Genomic DNA, 15,570 nt, shown 5'->3' with positions numbered 1-15,570 from the left:
AAAGCAGCATGCGAGTAATACTTGGCCCTATGGAGGGCGTACTAGACCACCTAATGCGTGAGATTCTTACAGAGATCAATGATTACGATCTCTGTGTGACAGAGTTTGTGCGCGTCGTTGATCAACTTCTTCCTCCGCATGTGTTCCACCGTATTTGCCCAGAGCTGCATCAAGGCTCTCAAACCATGGCTGGTGTGCCAATCCATCTGCAACTTCTAGGGCAACACCCGAACTGGATGGCCGAAAATGCTTTTCAAGCGGCAAACTTAGGCGCTAAAGGCATTGATCTTAATTTTGGGTGCCCAGCAAAAGCGGTAAACAAAAGTAATGGTGGGGCTTCACTGCTAAAAGAGCCAGAGCTCATCTATCAAGTGGTGAACGCCTGTCGAGAAGCAGTCCCTGCGCACATTCCCGTGTCCGCAAAAATCCGATTGGGTTGGGAGCACCCGGAAGAGTGCTTTGAAATTGTCGACGCTATCGAGCAAGCAAAAGCTGACGAACTCACTGTGCATGCAAGAACCAAAGTTGGCGGCTATAAAGCCAGTGAAATCAAATGGGATTACATCAATCAAATAAGAGAGAAAACCTCTCTGCCGTTGATTGCTAATGGGGAAATCTGGAACTACCAAGATGGTCAAGATTGCATAGAAGCCACAGGTGTTGATTCATTGATGGTCTGCCGCGGCGCTTTTAATATTCCCAATCTTGGCAACGTTGTTAAGCACAACCACCAGAAAATGCCATGGGACAAAGTAATCGCACTTTTACTCCGCTATTCCGAGTTTCAAATTAAAGGGGATAAAGGCATGTACTACCCCAATAGAGTGAAACAATGGTTTGTCTATTTAAGTAAAGGCTACCCTGAAGCGAACGAACTGTTTAAAGAAATTCGTACTTTCAAAAAAGCGCCACCCATTGTAGAGCGCCTTCAACGTTATCAAGAAGAATACCACCAACCCGTTTGAGTTAGTTCCCCCCTATCGCGATATTGAACTTCATAGCGTGGCTAAAATACGATCTGGTCTTTACCCGTCGTCTTAGCCACGTACAGTTTTTCATCGGCGTATTTAAATATCTCTTCAAAGTTAAGCTTGTTTTGCTCTGTTTCAACAATACAAACACCGCCAGATACCGTAAATCCATTAGGTACAATGTCGGCCGAGTTCGCGCAGACCGCATTTTTTACACGTTCTAATGTCCTTATCAGCATCTCACGATCATCGCCTTTCATATAAACGACAAACTCTTCTCCGCCAAACCGTGCTGCCACATCACTACTTCGAACACTGTTACTAATTTGACGTGACATATAACGAATCACATCATCACCTTTATCGTGACCATGAGTATCGTTAATTGACTTAAAATCGTCTATATCAAATACCGTTAAGGCAAACAGTTGATCGTGCTCTACGCTGCGCCAGAACGCTTCTAAGCCTCGTCGATTCAATAACCCGGTCATTGGGTCTTTAGCTGCTAGTTCTTTGAAGTAACCACGTTCAATATTGGAGTTAACATAAAAGAAAATCGTAACCGAGAACAGGTACACGATAATAGCGACGATTAGGCTGTCTTTTTCATAAACGAAAAAGTGCTCCACTTCGCTAGCAAGATCCAACTCGTAGTACATCGCATGATGAGACGCGACCCCTTCTAGCTTAATCTCGTGATAGAACGTGGCCGTATCAATCGGGCTAGCTAAAGTCGTATCAATAATATCGATCCGACCCGCTAGGTGCTCATTAGAGCTCGCGAGTAACCTGTCAGCATCAATATCTACTGAGAGCATCCCTTGGTGCACTCCTTGATGGAACACGGGAATCGTCATACTAATAATTCGATCAAGGGAGTCAAACCGATATGCAGGGCCAGATAAAGTCAGTAGATCTGGGTTGTTAGCGGTTCTTTGCCAATATGGACGGCTTTTGATGGTCGAAAGTAATTCCTTTCCTAACTCTTTAGCAAAATCTTCCGGTGACGAAATAACGTATCCGCGTTTATCAATAAAATGCACACCATTGTGGAATTCATCAAGTTGAGAGAGAAATGAAAGAATAGGTGCTAGAGCTATTTTCTCGGAAGCACTTTTATAGGTACCGCTGGTTTCTGTACACAAAGATTCTTCACCGACCAGCATATAATCAATATCAACGGAAGGAATGTCGGTAGTTTTACCATCGGCAAGAAGCAGGCTATCGATAGGCCAAATACGGCAAAGACCATCAACCACTTGCTTGTTGTGGTCGAGGAAAAGAGGATTAGCAGATTTGTAGTAATTTGAGAAGCTGTAGTCTAAGGCGGTGACAACTTTAGTAGTTCCTTTGAACACGTCTTCAATACGGTTGAATTCGCTGCTGATGTCTTTTTCTACCGCGTCAAAGTGGTTCTTTCCTATTAGGCCAAGTAGCATCGCGGCGATCACTGCGGGAAACCCGAAGACAAAGGTAAGGCTAAAGTGCCTGTTTACTTTCATATAATGTGCTCTTAGCGATCAGCTGTTTTCATTTACTCCATTAATATTATTACATTAATGGACATTTTCCTCGAGGTAAAAGAGTGTAAGTTGATATGAATCAGGCCGTATCATTGAACAATCGACTCCTTTAAAAAACTAACCCTGCATTGAGCAGGGTTAGCGGATACTGTCTTAGTCAGTTTAAAATTCAACGATTTACCACGTCATAAATCTTAGCTTCCATCGCGGTGACCACAAGATCAACGACACCATTAACAATTGGCTCGCCCTTCACTTTACCTTGTAAGTCAACCAACTCATCTTGTAATTCAATCAACTTCCCTTGTTCTTGCCCAAGCATCCACACAGGTAAAGACAACACTTTTTCATCTTGAGATAGATTGAGCACAACCAGTGTCTTTTCACCCCTAAGGCAACGAGTAAACACTAACGTCTCTGCATCACAATATAACTCTAGGTAAGCACCACTTTGTAAGCTGTGGCGTTCTGTTCTTAATTTTATCAACGCTTGATGGAAAGGGAACCAGTGCGAAGTATCTTCTTTATCCCACGGGAAGCATCTGCGATTGTCTGGGTCTTGACCACCTTCCAAGCCCACTTCTGTCCCATAATACAAACATGGAGTTCCAACATAGGTAAACAGTAACGTCAGCGCCAATTTTTGCTTAGCTTGGTCACCATTTAGAAGCGTTAGCAGTCGAGCCGTATCATGACTGTCCAGTTGATTTAGCTGCGATAATTGATTCAACCAAGGAACTTTAGCTCTCGCTTCAGCTAACCAATCAGAAAAAGCCAACATATCAATATCAATCGGCTCGTACGCGATGTCTTGCTTTGCCAATAGCGCACGAACTGGGTGAGCAAATCCATAATAGTTCATCGATCCGTCTTCTTGCTCTCCCTGTAACCATGATGTAGCCTCGAAGAAGTGCTCTCCCAAGATGTAGGCTTCGGGGTTCTCTGCTTTTGCTGAGTCACGGAATGCTTTCACATAATGTGCGTTGTTATAGGCTCCCTCCCCTTCACCTAACATATGAATCACATCGAAGCGCCAGCCATCGATGTTATAAGGTGCTTTTAACCAGTGCTTAATCACAGAGTCTTGTGACTGGTATATATGTTCTCGCACAGAAACATTGGAGAAGTTTAAGACTGGAAGTGAGCTAATATTTTTCCAACTAACATATTGCTGAGTGTTTTCAGGGTCGAAAAAATAATAGTCATGAAATGCCGAACCTGGGTTGTCATATGCACCGGAGTCAGTGGCTTTCAGTTTATCAAACCAAGGGTGCTCAACCGAAGTGTGATTAAATACCGCATCCAGAACGATTCTCATATCACGCGTGTGAATGTCTTTTGAAAGTGCAGAGAACTCATCATTGGTCCCGAAATGGGCGTCGACATTGTAGTAATCGGTTGTGTCGTATTTATGGTTGCTCGGTGACTGAAAAATGGGGTTGAGATACAACGCGGTGATGCCTAGATCTTGCAGGTAATCTAACTTGCTATGAATACCCGCTAGGTCACCACCAAAGAACTCTGCGGCGCCCGTTCCATTGTGCCCTTCGACAGGCTCGCCCCATTCTTTCACTACGACATCTAAGGTATCTTCTTTTAAGCGATACTCGCCCGCTTTGACACTGATACTCGGATTTCCGTTGCAAAATCGCTCAGGGAAGATTTGATAAAATACCTGCTCCGACACCCATGATGGTGGGCGATGTTGGGTATTAAACTTAAAGTGAAACTCACGACTCGCGACGCGGCTATGGACGCCCTTAGCATCAAGCCAATACTGTCCTTTTGAATCGACAAGCTTGAACGCATAGTGAGTAACGTTTCTGTTTGTATTCGCAGGGAAAGAGGCTTGCCACAGCGTCAACCGCCCTTCAGTACCAACTTGCACCATGTCGAGTAAATACTCTTCATTATCTGGCTCATGCCTCAGCTGTACCTTATTCCAGTCAGTGCGTTCAGACACTAATGTTACGGTTAGCACACCCTCTTTTTCGTGGAAGTAATCGGAGGTTTGAGCATGAAAGATAAAAGGATTCATAGCGGTTCTCGAGCAATATTTAATTTGCTTAAGATATGAAAAATTTCTTTGACCACAACGAGAAAAATAACATCAGTCAAAGTAGATCACGCTTTGTAGATCCACTTTGTTTACAGTAAGTCGATTTCTCTCAAAATGATCAAATGAATCGACCATTTTTCAAGAGGAGGTCCAATTTTCAATTACTCCATCAACGGCTAACTATCGCACGATCAATCACAGACTGAGGCAATGTGACACCAAGCTCACGAGCAGCATCCAAATTCACAACCAGTTGCGAACTCTTTGCAGTTTTAACACTCAGCTTCCCCGGTTTTTGTCCGTTCAGAATAGCAGCCACATAATCGGCGGTTTGCACCCCAACATCATAGTAGTCTAGACCTAAGCCAGCTATCGCCCCCTTACCCACATAAGACGTCGCTCCGGCAACCACTGGCGTTCCAGCCCGGTTCGCAGCTTCTATAAGCCCTTCGATACCACTTGCAACAGTGTTATCTGTCAATGCGTAAATAACATCAGACTTCTTAGCAATGGATTCGGTTTTTGATTCTACATCATCGATGGTTAGCGCTTTTTCAGTGTGCAGAGTAAAACCAAAATCTCGTGCCGACTTCTTTAATAGCCCAACTAACGCGACAGCATTTGCCTCGGCGGGGTTATAAACCACCCCGATTGAATCCGCATTAGGGAGTAATTCTTTAATAAGAGATACGTGCTGGGAAATAGGTGATAAGTCAGAAAGGCCCGTGACATTTCGTCCCGGTTTATCCAATTGTTTAACAAGCCTTGCACCGATAGGGTCAGTAACCGCGGTAAATACAATCGGTATTGAGCGAGTCGCAGAAACCAAAGCTTGCGAAGTCGGTGTCGCGATGCCAACTAAGACATGAGGGTTTTCGCTGACGAGCTCTCTGGCAATTTTTGCTGCCTGAGCGGGGTTACCATCAGCCATTTCATAGGAGAATTCTAAATTTTTTCCCGGTTCGTAACCTTTGGCTCTTAACCCTTCAAGAAGCCCTAGACGCGTCGCATTCAGATCTGGATGGTCGACAACTTGTGAAACCGACACTTTGGCGACGTTCGCCATTACATTGCCAGTCCATAGCAACAACAGACAGCTTAAAACTGCTGCCAATACCTTTCTTACAGAACTCATTATCGCTCCCTAAATCAAGCTCTACTCGTTATTACTCGCTCGAAGAGAACAACATCAAAAATCACTATTGACATTATTACCAGTAACCATTGATAACTTGAAGTGATATTTAACAAAAATACAACAAGGTTCGAATTATGCGGGGATAAGCGGGTTTGTTTAATTTAAAAGGTAAGAAACTCAATGAATACAAGATAAGCACAGCAAATAAAGGCAAGGCTATGTGGATCAAGGGAGGCTAAGCGAATAAAAGGCAAGTGAAGCGATTAGAAGAGAGGAGCAAATCTGAGAACGAGTTATCGATGATGTATGACTGTTCTCAGACTAGAGGGAGAGATGAGACGACCTGCTAGAACCAACGTTCCATTGAAGATTTGTCTAGCTGACGAAATGCGCGATTCAAAATGATCGCCAACTCTTTGTAACGAGGGCGTGGTTTCATTGGTTCCAATGCAAAACCTGTTTCGCTGATCTTCTCGTGCAACTCTCGATACCAAGAAACCAATGCTGGCGGTAATTGAGTGTTCGAACGGTTACCTAACCACCACATGCCTTGAAGTGGCAAGCTAATCGCAAACAACGCCATAACCACAGCTTGCGGCATCGCATGATAATTGTTGAAGACCATTTGTGTCAAAATACTAATAGCAGCTATCGCTGGCATCACTTTCACACCAAAACGCGTGGCTTTAATGATGCGCTGTTCAGGGAAGATAGCGTTTAACTCTTTTCGAACAGGCCAGAGATCCATGTACTTTTGGCCATCTTTTAAACTGCTCGCTAAACCAACTCTATTACTCATATGAGTCTCCCATTAAAAAAAAGTTGAAATCATCAACTAAAAACACAAAAATTTGACGAAAAATAATATTCTTTCAAATTTTTTTGTTATATTTGCACAATATCGCTATTATTTGCAGACCTCAATCTCATTGTTGCCCTTATTTACAATTTAAGCAACTTTGGGACGACTTCTGCAAGGAATGCAAAAGCCTCTTTTTCTGAAAAAGTGCGCTTTCACTTTAATACGGAAATTAACGTTTTTTTGACCAAGGTTAGTACGCAAGCCTATGTGCTTCGACTATTCTTGAGATTAATTTTCATCCTTAACTGATTTCGATCAGAAAAATAAACAGGTAGTCATTAATGTCTAAGCTAGTTTTAGTTTTAAACTGTGGTAGTTCTTCTCTTAAATTTGCTGTTGTTGATGCAGAAACAGGTGCTGAGCACCTAACTGGTCTTGCTGAGTGTCTTGGTCTTCCAGAAGCTCGTATGAAGTGGAAACTTGACGGCAAGCATGAAGCACAACTAGGCGCGGGCGCAGCTCACGTAGAAGCACTATCTTTCATGGTAGAAACTATTCTTGCTTCTAAGCCTGAGCTTAAAGCTAACCTTGGCGCTATCGGTCACCGTATCGTACACGGTGGCGAGCAGTTCACTTCTTCTGCACTTATCACTGATGAAGTTCTTAAGGGTATTCAAGACGCTGCGACTTTCGCACCTCTTCATAACCCAGCTCACCTTATCGGTATCGAAGCGGCTCAACAGAACTTCCCTGGTCTACAAAACGTTGCTGTATTTGACACTGCGTTCCACCAAACAATGCCTTCTGAGTCTTACCTATACGCTCTACCGTACAACCTGTACAAAGAGCACGGCATCCGTCGTTACGGCATGCACGGTACTTCTCACCTGTTCATTACTCGTGAAGTTGCTGGTCTACTAAACAAGCCAGTTGAAGAAGTTAACATCATCAACTGTCACCTAGGTAACGGCGCATCTGTATGTGCTATCAAGAACGGTCAATCTGTAGATACTTCTATGGGCCTTACTCCTCTTGAAGGTCTTGTAATGGGTACTCGTTGTGGTGACCTAGATCCTGCGATCATCTTCCACCTACACGACGCTCTTGGTTACTCTGTTGAAGAAATCAACAACATGCTAACTAAAGAGTCTGGTTTAGCTGGTCTAACTGAAGTGACTTCTGACTGTCGTTTCGTTGAAGACAACTACGGTGAGAAAGAAGAAGCAACTCGTGCAATGGACGTGTTCTGTCACCGTCTAGCTAAGTACGTTGCTGGTTACACTGCAACTCTAGAAGGCCGCCTAGACGCAATCACTTTCACTGGCGGCATCGGCGAGAACTCTGGCCCAATCCGTGAAATGGTTCTTAACCGCCTAGGCATCTTCGGCATCGAAGTTGACAGCGAAGCTAACCTTAAAGCACGTTTCGGCGGCGAAGGTACTATCACTACAGCTAACAGCCGTATCCCTGCAATGGTTATCTCTACTAATGAAGAGCTAGTAATTGCTGAAGACACTGCGAAACTAGCAGGTCTTTAATTGATTTTCCTGACTAGCTTCACTCGAAGCTAGTCAGTTTTTCATATCAAGAAAATGGGGCTCAACTTCTATTCCTACCCCAATTTAAATATCGGTGGGAATAGCAGTTGAGCTTTTTTTATTTCCAATAGTCAAAGGTGTTCGTCAATGTCCCGTACTATTATGCTTATCCCTACAAGCGCTGGTGTTGGTCTTACTAGTGTTAGCATGGGTGTTCTTCGCGCTATGGAGCGTAAGGGCGTAAGTGTTTCTTTCTACAAGCCAATCGCTCAACCTCGCAGCGGTGGTAACCAACCTGATTTAACGTCTACTATCATCAGTGCAAACAGCGACATTAAGATTGGTGAGCCAATCGCAATGACTAAAGCTGAAGCTTTGATCGGTAGCGAAAAAATGGACGAGCTTCTAGAGTCTGTTGTTGAGCAATACAACAAGATCAACAAAGATGCAGAAGTAACGCTTATCGAAGGTCTAGTACCTACTCGTAAGCACCCATTTGCTAACCAAGTGAACGCGGAAATCGCTAAAACACTAGGCGCAGAGATCGTATTCGTTGCGACTCCGGGTACATACAACCCTATTCAGCTTAAAGAGCACATTGAAGTAGCATGTTCTAACTTCGGCGGCACTAAAAACAAGAACATCTCAGGCGTTATTATTAACAAACTGAATGCACCTGTTGATGAAGCTGGCCGTACTCGCCCTGACCTTTCTGAAATCTTCGATGATGCAGATAGCGCTCAACAAGCGAACCTTGAAGTAATGCAAATCTTCAACTCTAGCCCTATCCGTGTTCTTGGCTGTGTGCCATGGAGCATCGACCTAATCGCAACTCGTGCGGTTGATATGGCTAAGCACCTTAACGCTGAAATCGTTAACGAAGGTGAAATCTCAACTCGTCGTATTAAGAGCATCACTTTCTGTGCACGTTCTCTACCGCACATGATTGAGCACTTCAAACCAGGTTCACTGCTAGTAACTTCTGCAGACCGTCCTGACGTTATCGTTGCTGCGGCTCTTGCTGCGAAAAACGGTGTTGAGATTGGCGCAATCCTACTGACTGGCGGTTACGACATTCCAGAAAGCATTGCTAACCTTTGTGCACCAGCATTCGCTTCAGGTCTACCGATCTTCAAGGCTCAAGGTAACACTTGGCAGACGTCTCTAAACCTACAGAGCTTCAACCTAGAAGTGCCTGCAGACGATAAAGAGCGTATCGAGTTCGTTAACGATCACGTTGCAAGCCACATTGATGGCCCTTGGATTGATTCTCTATCTGAAGGTACTCAAGGCATTCGTCGCCTAAGCCCACCAGCATTCCGTTACCAGTTAACTGAATTTGCTCGTAAAGCGGCTAAGCGTATCGTTCTTCCTGAAGGTGATGAGCCACGTACTGTTAAAGCAGCTTCTATCTGTGCTGAACGCGGTATCGCAACTTGTGTGCTTCTTGGTAACCCAGACGAAATTCGTCGCGTTGCTGCACAACAAGGTGTTGAACTAGGCGCTGGCGTTGAGATCATCGATTCTGCATCAGTTCGCGAAAACTACGTAGCTCGTCTAGTAGAACTTCGTGGCGCTAAAGGTATGACTGAAGTTGTCGCTCGTGAGAAGCTAGACGATTCAGTATTCCTAGGTACTATGATGCTTGAAGCTGGTGAAGTTGACGGCCTAGTTTCTGGTGCTGTTCACACAACGGCGAACACAATCGTTCCTCCATTCCAGATCATCAAGACGGCTCCTGATGCTTCTATCGTATCTTCAATCTTCTTCATGCTTCTGCCTGATCAAGTGCTTGTATACGGTGACTGTGCGATCAACCCAGATCCAACAGCTGAACAGCTTGCTGAAATCGCTATCCAATCTGCAGATTCTGCTGCGGCATTCGGTATCGACCCACGCGTTGCTATGATCTCTTACTCTACTGGTGAATCTGGTAAAGGTGCAGACGTAGATAAAGTACGTGAAGCAACGAAACTTGCTCAAGCGAAACGTCCTGATCTTGTGATCGACGGTCCTCTTCAGTACGACGCAGCAATCATGGAAAACGTAGCCGCTTCTAAAGCGCCTAACTCTCCAGTTGCAGGTAAAGCGACAGTATTCGTATTCCCAGACCTAAACACGGGTAACACGACTTACAAAGCTGTACAGCGTTCAGCAGATCTAGTATCTATCGGTCCAATGCTTCAAGGTATGCGCAAGCCAGTAAATGACTTGTCTCGTGGCGCTCTAGTAGACGATATCGTTTACACAGTAGCTCTAACGGCTATCCAAGCAGACCAAGCAGCTCAAGCTGAAGAAAAAGTGATTAACTAATTTTTCTTTTGTAGAAAGCAAAAAACCCTAGATTCTTATCTAGGGTTTTTTTATGTCTAACGCTTAAGGTTATTTGATACTTTTAAGATTAATCTAGCCTCGCCCATGGGCTGACTCTAAATCTAATGCTGGTCCTTTGGGCACAACTTGAGTCGGATTAATACCAGTGTGGCTGTAGTAGTAGTGACGCTTAATATGGTAGAAATCAGTAGTCTCTTTAATACCCTCTACTTGGTACAACTCTTTTAAGTAACCCTGAATATGGACATAGTCTGAAATTCTCTGCTTGTTACACTTAAAGTGACCAACATACACCGCATCGAATCGAACCAGAGTGGTAAACAATCTCCAGTCTGCTTCTGTGATGTCATTACCCGCTAGATAACGATGTTCACTAAGATGTGCATCTACTTTGTCTAACGCCTCAAATAACGCGTCATACGCTTCTTCATAAGCTTCTTGTGTAGTTGCAAAGCCAGTACGATAAACTCCGTTATTGATGCTTGGATAGATATAGTCGTTCCACTCATCAACCTTCTTAGCCAATTCCCACGGATAGTAATCATCCGTGTTGCCTGTTAACTCATTAAATTCTGAGTTGAACATGCGAATAATTTCAGACGACTCGTTACTCACGATGGTATTGGTCTTTTTATCCCACAGTACAGGAACCGTTACTCGTCCTGAGTAATCAGGCTTGGCTTGAGTGTAAATTTGGTGCATACGAGTATGGCCGAATAAAGGTTCAGGTAACCCCATTTGCCACCCTTCACTCATCATGTCAGGGCAGACTACCGTCACGTCAATATGATCGGTTAGCTCTTTAAGTTCACGGAAGATTAAAGTTCGGTGCGCCCAAGGGCAAGCCAATGATACGTATAAGTGATAACGGCCGCTTTCTGGCTGAAATTGTGCACCGGCTTTGTTCTCTATCCAGTGACGAAAGCCTGCATCTTCGCGAACAAACTTGCCACCGCTTTCTTTGGTGTCATACCAAACGTCATGCCAAACACCTTCAACTAACTTACCCATATCCAAACCTCTGTCATCCAAAATTTTTTATACCAATCACAGTAAGTAAATGTTCAGAAATAGCGCAGAGAAAAGGCTTGAGAACAAGGAAGAATTTTTCTGTTAGTAGTTATTCTACAATCAAAAATTCTAACGCCGTTATCGAGCGTTTTAACAAGCTAGGATGAGCAGTTATTTACTACGATTGGTATTAGTATAAAAAAAGCCAACTTTTTCAAAACTAGAAGAAGTTGGCTTAGTTGTTCAAATAATTTGATGAAGGTGAAGATCCTCGAAGACATAAGCATAAAAAAAGCGCAACCTATAAAAAGTTGCGCTTAAGCCTGTCACAGGCTGAACCGTATCAAACGGGTTCTAGACTTGTACGTGCAAGCAAGATACTGCGTGTACGTCGTCGCCTTGAATGGTTGGCTTGGTTTGCGCGCAGGCCTCGGTTGCTTCAGGGCAACGAGTACGGAACACACAACCCGATGGTGGGTTGATTGGCGATGGTAAATCACCTTCCAACATCTGAATCGTTTTGCTGCGCTCTAAGCGAGGGTCTGGAATTGGAACTGCAGACATCAATGCTTTGGTATATGGGTGCTTAGGATCTGAGAACAAGGCATCTGATTCACCTAGTTCAACAGCATTACCTAAATACATCACCAATACACGGTCAGAGATGTGTTTCACCACTGACAAATCGTGCGCGATGAATACCAAAGACAAACCTAACTCTTTCTGTAGTTCCATAAGAAGGTTTACTACTTGAGCTTGGATAGAGACATCCAGAGCAGAAACCGGCTCATCACAGATGATCATCTTAGGTTTCAAGATAAGTGCACGCGCGATACCGATACGTTGACACTGGCCACCAGAGAATTCATGTGGGTAACGGTTGATTACGTTGGGTAGTAGACCAACCTTTGCCATCATCTCTTTAACTCGATCTTTCACTTCCTGTTTAGAAAGCTCTGGATAGAAAGTTTGTAGAGGCTCAGCAATGATGTCCCCTACTGACATACGTGGGTTAAGCGATGCTAGCGGGTCTTGGAAGATCATCTGAATCTCTTTACGAGTCTCACGACGCTTAACTTCCTGCATCTTAGTCAGGTCTTGACCTAACCACATAACTTCGCCTTCAGTTGCCTCAACTAAGCCAATAATTGCGCGTGCAAATGTTGACTTACCACAGCCAGATTCCCCTACTACACCCAGAGTCTCACCTTCGTAAAGGTGAACATCCACACCATCAACCGCTTTAAGGTTTGATGGTTTCGCCCAAGGCCAAGCAGACTTAGCCGCAATGCTAAAGTGAACCTTAAGGTTTTTAATATCTAATAGTAATTCTTTACTCATTTTGTCCAAGTCTCCCAGTCAGAAAAACAAGCACGCTGACGATCTTTCGCAAATGGCTGCAAAATTGGTGCTTCTTGCTTACAACGGTCCATTACCCGATGACAACGATCTTGGTAAGGACAGCCTGTTGGCAGGCGAAGTAAGTTAGGTGGGTTACCTGGAATCGTCGGCAGAATTTCACCTTCGGTATCCAAACGAGGAATTGCTTTAAGCAGGCCTTCCGCATAAGGGTGGCTAGGCTCATAGAATATTTCATCTACTGTGCCGTATTCCATGGTACGGCCAGCGTACATAACTAGAACTTTGTCACAAGAACCGGCAACTACACCCAAATCATGGGTGATCATGATGATTGCTGTATTGAACTCATCTTTAAGCTCGTTCAGCAATTCCATGATTTGCGCTTGAATGGTTACATCCAACGCCGTTGTTGGTTCATCAGCAATCAGTAGTTTTGGACGACATAGCAAAGCCATTGCAATCATCACACGTTGACGCATACCGCCAGAAAATTCGTGTGGATACATGGTAATACGTTTACGTGCCTCAGGGATTTTCACCGCTTCCAGCATACGTACTGATTCTTCGAACGCTTCCGCTTTGCCCATGCCTTTATGCAGCATAAGCACTTCCATCAACTGATCACATACTTTCATGTAAGGATTCAGTGACGTCATTGGATCTTGGAAGATCATCGCGATCTGTTCAGCGCGAACTTTGTTCAGTGCTTTCTCTGGTAGATTGAGAATCTCATTACCTTCAAACTTTGCACTGCCTGAGATGATGCCGTTCTTAGCCAGCAGTCCCATTAGTGCAAATACCGTTTGAGATTTACCCGAACCCGACTCACCAACAATACCCAGCGTTTCGCCTTGGTTGAGTGAGAAGTTCAGGTCGTTTACTGCGGTTACGATACCATCTTGCGTGGTAAATTCGACGCGCAGATCTTTGACATCTAATAAGCTCATTATTGCTTCCTTAATCTTTTATAGCTTTTAATTGCTATTTCTTTATCTGTCTTTTGGATCAAGCGCGTCGCGCAGACCATCACCTACGTAGTTAAAGCAGAACAGCGTAACTACCATGAATGCCGCTGGGAATGCCAGTTGCCAAATAGCAACTTCCATTGTTTGCGAGCCTTCTTGTAACAGCGCGCCCCAACTTGTCATAGGCTCTTGAACACCAAGACCAAGGAAAGATAAGAATGATTCAGTAAGGATCATGCTTGGAATAAGTAGCGTTGAGTAAACCGCAACAATACCCAATACGTTCGGTACGATATGACGTGTAATGATTTTCCATTTACTGACACCACATACGTGAGCAGCCTCAATGAACTCTTTACTACGTAAACTCAATGTTTGGCCACGTACAATACGCGCCATATCGAGCCAAGCAATCGCACCGATAGCAACGAAGATGAGTACGATATTACGACCAAAGAATGTCACAAGTACGATCACGAGGAACATGAAAGGAACCGCGTATAAGATCTCCAGGATACGCATCATCACTCGGTCAGTACGACCGCCAATGAAACCTGAAGCCGCACCGTAAAGCGTACCTATCAGTACCGCTACGAATGCGCCCATCACACCAACCATAAGTGAAATACGGCCACCAATCATCGTACGAACATATAGGTCACGACCTAAACTGTCGGTACCAAACCAGTGATCAGCATTTGGGCCTACGTGCATTGCGTACCAGTCAGTATCATCGTAAGCATGCTGTGCCAACATAGGTAAGAAGATTACCGATAGCACCATAACAATTAGAATGAACAGACTGATCATTGCGGCTTTGTTGCGCATAAAACGAATACGCGCATCCTGCCACAAGCTACGACCTTCAATTTCCAAACTCTCAGAGAATTTTTCGATCGCTTCTAAGTTTTCTTTTTTCTTCAACATAACCATGCGTCCCTGCTAGTAGCGAATTTTCGGGTCAATAAGCGCTAGTAAAATATCAACGATTGCGTTGAACAAGATGAATAGGAAACCAATCAAAATGGTTACACCCATTACTAACGAATAATCACGGTTAAACGCGGCATTAACAAACAGCTTACCAATACCCGGTAGGCCGAAGATGGTTTCAACAACAACTGAACCTGTAATGATACCTACAAACGCAGGCCCCATGTATGAAACAACAGGTAGCATTGCTGGCTTAAGCGCATGTTTAAGAACGATATAACGGTAACTTAGACCTTTAGCTCGAGCTGTACGGATAAAGTTACTGTTTAGGGTTTCAATCATGCTACCGCGAGTGATACGAGCAAAGGTTGCTACGTATAAAAGAGACATCGCGATAACGGGTAGGACGATGTACATGTACGTACCACCGTGCCAACCACCTGCTGGAAATATATGCCAGTGTAAAGAGAATAGGTAGATAAGCGCTGGAGCCAACACGAAGGATGGCATCACCACCCCGAGCATGGCGGTCGACATTATGGTGTAGTCGATCCAGGTGTTGTGCTTCAAGGCGGCAATGGTTCCGACCGTTACCCCCATCAATAGTGTGAAGATAAAGGCAACAAAACCTACCTTCGCAGATACTGGAAGCGCAACAGCAATCAGCTCATTTACTGTGTAATCTTGGTATTTAAAAGATGGACCAAAATCACCCTGAAGGATGTTGGTCAAGTACGTGGTGTACTGTTCAAATACAGGTTTATCTAAGCCGTATTTAGCTTCGATGTTAGCCATAACTTCTGGCGGTAATGGACGTTCGCTTGAAAACGGGTTACCCGGTGCGAAACGCATGAGAAAGAAAGATATAGTGATCAACACCAACATGGTTGGAATCGCTTCAAATATCCTTTTCATAATGAATTTAAGCATAAAC

Annotated in this window: 12 protein-coding genes; 3 read left to right on the top strand and 9 right to left on the bottom strand. The window is 44.2% G+C overall.

Translation table 11 applies throughout. The features are described 5' to 3' along the window. Nucleotides 1–8 precede the first annotated feature (8 nt). Entirely contained in the window at nucleotides 9–965 is a 957-nt protein-coding gene (gene dusC, locus L3V36_RS18765) for a tRNA dihydrouridine(16) synthase DusC (protein WP_017084026.1), read from the top strand. 41 nt (nucleotides 966–1,006) lie between these two features. Here dusC and L3V36_RS18760 read toward each other — a convergent pair whose 3' ends face one another. The 4 genes from L3V36_RS18760 to yfbV all read right to left on the bottom strand — a co-directional run bounded on the left by L3V36_RS18760 (nucleotide 1,007) and on the right by yfbV (nucleotide 6,490). Further along, on the bottom strand, nucleotides 1,007–2,473 hold the full coding sequence (locus tag L3V36_RS18760) for a GGDEF domain-containing protein (protein ID WP_208775260.1): 1,467 nt from the start codon (nucleotides 2,471–2,473) through the stop codon (nucleotides 1,007–1,009). A 190-nt stretch (nucleotides 2,474–2,663) separates the two neighbouring features. Beyond that, nucleotides 2,664–4,532, bottom strand: a complete 1,869-nt coding sequence (malZ, locus tag L3V36_RS18755) for a maltodextrin glucosidase (RefSeq protein ID WP_208775258.1) — start codon at nucleotides 4,530–4,532, stop codon at nucleotides 2,664–2,666. Between the two features lie 190 nt (nucleotides 4,533–4,722). Further along, nucleotides 4,723–5,688, bottom strand: a complete 966-nt coding sequence (locus tag L3V36_RS18750; protein WP_208775257.1) for an ABC transporter substrate-binding protein — start codon at nucleotides 5,686–5,688, stop codon at nucleotides 4,723–4,725. 349 nt (nucleotides 5,689–6,037) lie between these two features. Then, entirely contained in the window at nucleotides 6,038–6,490 is a 453-nt protein-coding gene (yfbV, locus tag L3V36_RS18745; RefSeq protein WP_017084030.1) for a terminus macrodomain insulation protein YfbV, read from the bottom strand. Nucleotides 6,491–6,834: 344 nt separating this feature from the next. On the opposite strand from yfbV, the gene L3V36_RS18740 reads away from it, so the two are divergent. Both L3V36_RS18740 and pta read left to right on the top strand, forming a co-directional pair. After that, nucleotides 6,835–8,031, top strand: coding sequence for an acetate kinase (locus tag L3V36_RS18740; RefSeq protein ID WP_004734016.1), 1,197 nt, complete (start codon nucleotides 6,835–6,837; stop codon nucleotides 8,029–8,031). 147 nt (nucleotides 8,032–8,178) lie between these two features. Next, entirely contained in the window at nucleotides 8,179–10,344 is a 2,166-nt protein-coding gene (gene pta / locus L3V36_RS18735; protein WP_004734017.1) for a phosphate acetyltransferase, read from the top strand. Nucleotides 10,345–10,437: 93 nt separating this feature from the next. Here pta and L3V36_RS18730 read toward each other — a convergent pair whose 3' ends face one another. The 5 genes from L3V36_RS18730 to oppB all read right to left on the bottom strand — a co-directional run bounded on the left by L3V36_RS18730 (nucleotide 10,438) and on the right by oppB (nucleotide 15,566). Beyond that, nucleotides 10,438–11,376 carry a glutathione S-transferase family protein gene (locus L3V36_RS18730; protein ID WP_102447613.1) on the bottom strand — a complete coding sequence of 313 codons (939 nt, stop codon included), beginning with the start codon at nucleotides 11,374–11,376 and terminating at the stop codon, nucleotides 10,438–10,440. Nucleotides 11,377–11,730: 354 nt separating this feature from the next. Then, the gene (gene oppF, locus L3V36_RS18725; RefSeq protein WP_004734019.1) at nucleotides 11,731–12,717 is read right to left on the bottom strand and encodes a murein tripeptide/oligopeptide ABC transporter ATP binding protein OppF; all 987 of its coding nucleotides are present in this window, start codon (nucleotides 12,715–12,717) and stop codon (nucleotides 11,731–11,733) included. Next, on the bottom strand, nucleotides 12,714–13,685 hold the full coding sequence (locus L3V36_RS18720) for an ABC transporter ATP-binding protein (RefSeq protein ID WP_017078105.1): 972 nt from the start codon (nucleotides 13,683–13,685) through the stop codon (nucleotides 12,714–12,716). The genes oppF and L3V36_RS18720 overlap by 4 nt, the downstream gene beginning before the upstream one ends. Nucleotides 13,686–13,727: 42 nt before the next feature. Then, nucleotides 13,728–14,630 carry an oligopeptide ABC transporter permease OppC gene (oppC, locus tag L3V36_RS18715; protein ID WP_004734021.1) on the bottom strand — a complete coding sequence of 301 codons (903 nt, stop codon included), beginning with the start codon at nucleotides 14,628–14,630 and terminating at the stop codon, nucleotides 13,728–13,730. Nucleotides 14,631–14,645: 15 nt separating this feature from the next. Continuing rightward, nucleotides 14,646–15,566, bottom strand: a complete 921-nt coding sequence (gene oppB, locus L3V36_RS18710) for an oligopeptide ABC transporter permease OppB (RefSeq protein ID WP_004734022.1) — start codon at nucleotides 15,564–15,566, stop codon at nucleotides 14,646–14,648. Between the last annotated feature and the right edge of the window lie 4 nt (nucleotides 15,567–15,570).

Origin of the sequence: Vibrio sp. G-C-1, assembly GCF_021728015.1 — a bacterium.
Taxonomy (GTDB): domain Bacteria; phylum Pseudomonadota; class Gammaproteobacteria; order Enterobacterales; family Vibrionaceae; genus Vibrio; species Vibrio splendidus.
Note: the sequence above shows the minus strand (reverse complement) of the source record. Positions and strands in the feature narration are given on the sequence as shown.

Excerpts from the sequence above, each read along its gene's own strand:
- dusC (WP_017084026.1), top strand. The coding sequence starts at position 9 with ATGCGAGTAATACTTGGCCCTATGGAGGGCGTACTAGACCACCTAATG.
- L3V36_RS18760 (WP_208775260.1), bottom strand. The coding sequence starts at position 2,473 with ATGAAAGTAAACAGGCACTTTAGCCTTACCTTTGTCTTCGGGTTTCCC.
- malZ (WP_208775258.1), bottom strand. The coding sequence starts at position 4,532 with ATGAATCCTTTTATCTTTCATGCTCAAACCTCCGATTACTTCCACGAA.
- L3V36_RS18750 (WP_208775257.1), bottom strand. The coding sequence starts at position 5,688 with ATGAGTTCTGTAAGAAAGGTATTGGCAGCAGTTTTAAGCTGTCTGTTG.
- yfbV (WP_017084030.1), bottom strand. The coding sequence starts at position 6,490 with ATGAGTAATAGAGTTGGTTTAGCGAGCAGTTTAAAAGATGGCCAAAAG.
- L3V36_RS18740 (WP_004734016.1), top strand. The coding sequence starts at position 6,835 with ATGTCTAAGCTAGTTTTAGTTTTAAACTGTGGTAGTTCTTCTCTTAAA.
- pta (WP_004734017.1), top strand. The coding sequence starts at position 8,179 with ATGTCCCGTACTATTATGCTTATCCCTACAAGCGCTGGTGTTGGTCTT.
- L3V36_RS18730 (WP_102447613.1), bottom strand. The coding sequence starts at position 11,376 with ATGGGTAAGTTAGTTGAAGGTGTTTGGCATGACGTTTGGTATGACACC.
- oppF (WP_004734019.1), bottom strand. The coding sequence starts at position 12,717 with ATGAGTAAAGAATTACTATTAGATATTAAAAACCTTAAGGTTCACTTT.
- L3V36_RS18720 (WP_017078105.1), bottom strand. The coding sequence starts at position 13,685 with ATGAGCTTATTAGATGTCAAAGATCTGCGCGTCGAATTTACCACGCAA.
- oppC (WP_004734021.1), bottom strand. The coding sequence starts at position 14,630 with ATGTTGAAGAAAAAAGAAAACTTAGAAGCGATCGAAAAATTCTCTGAG.
- oppB (WP_004734022.1), bottom strand. The coding sequence starts at position 15,566 with ATGCTTAAATTCATTATGAAAAGGATATTTGAAGCGATTCCAACCATG.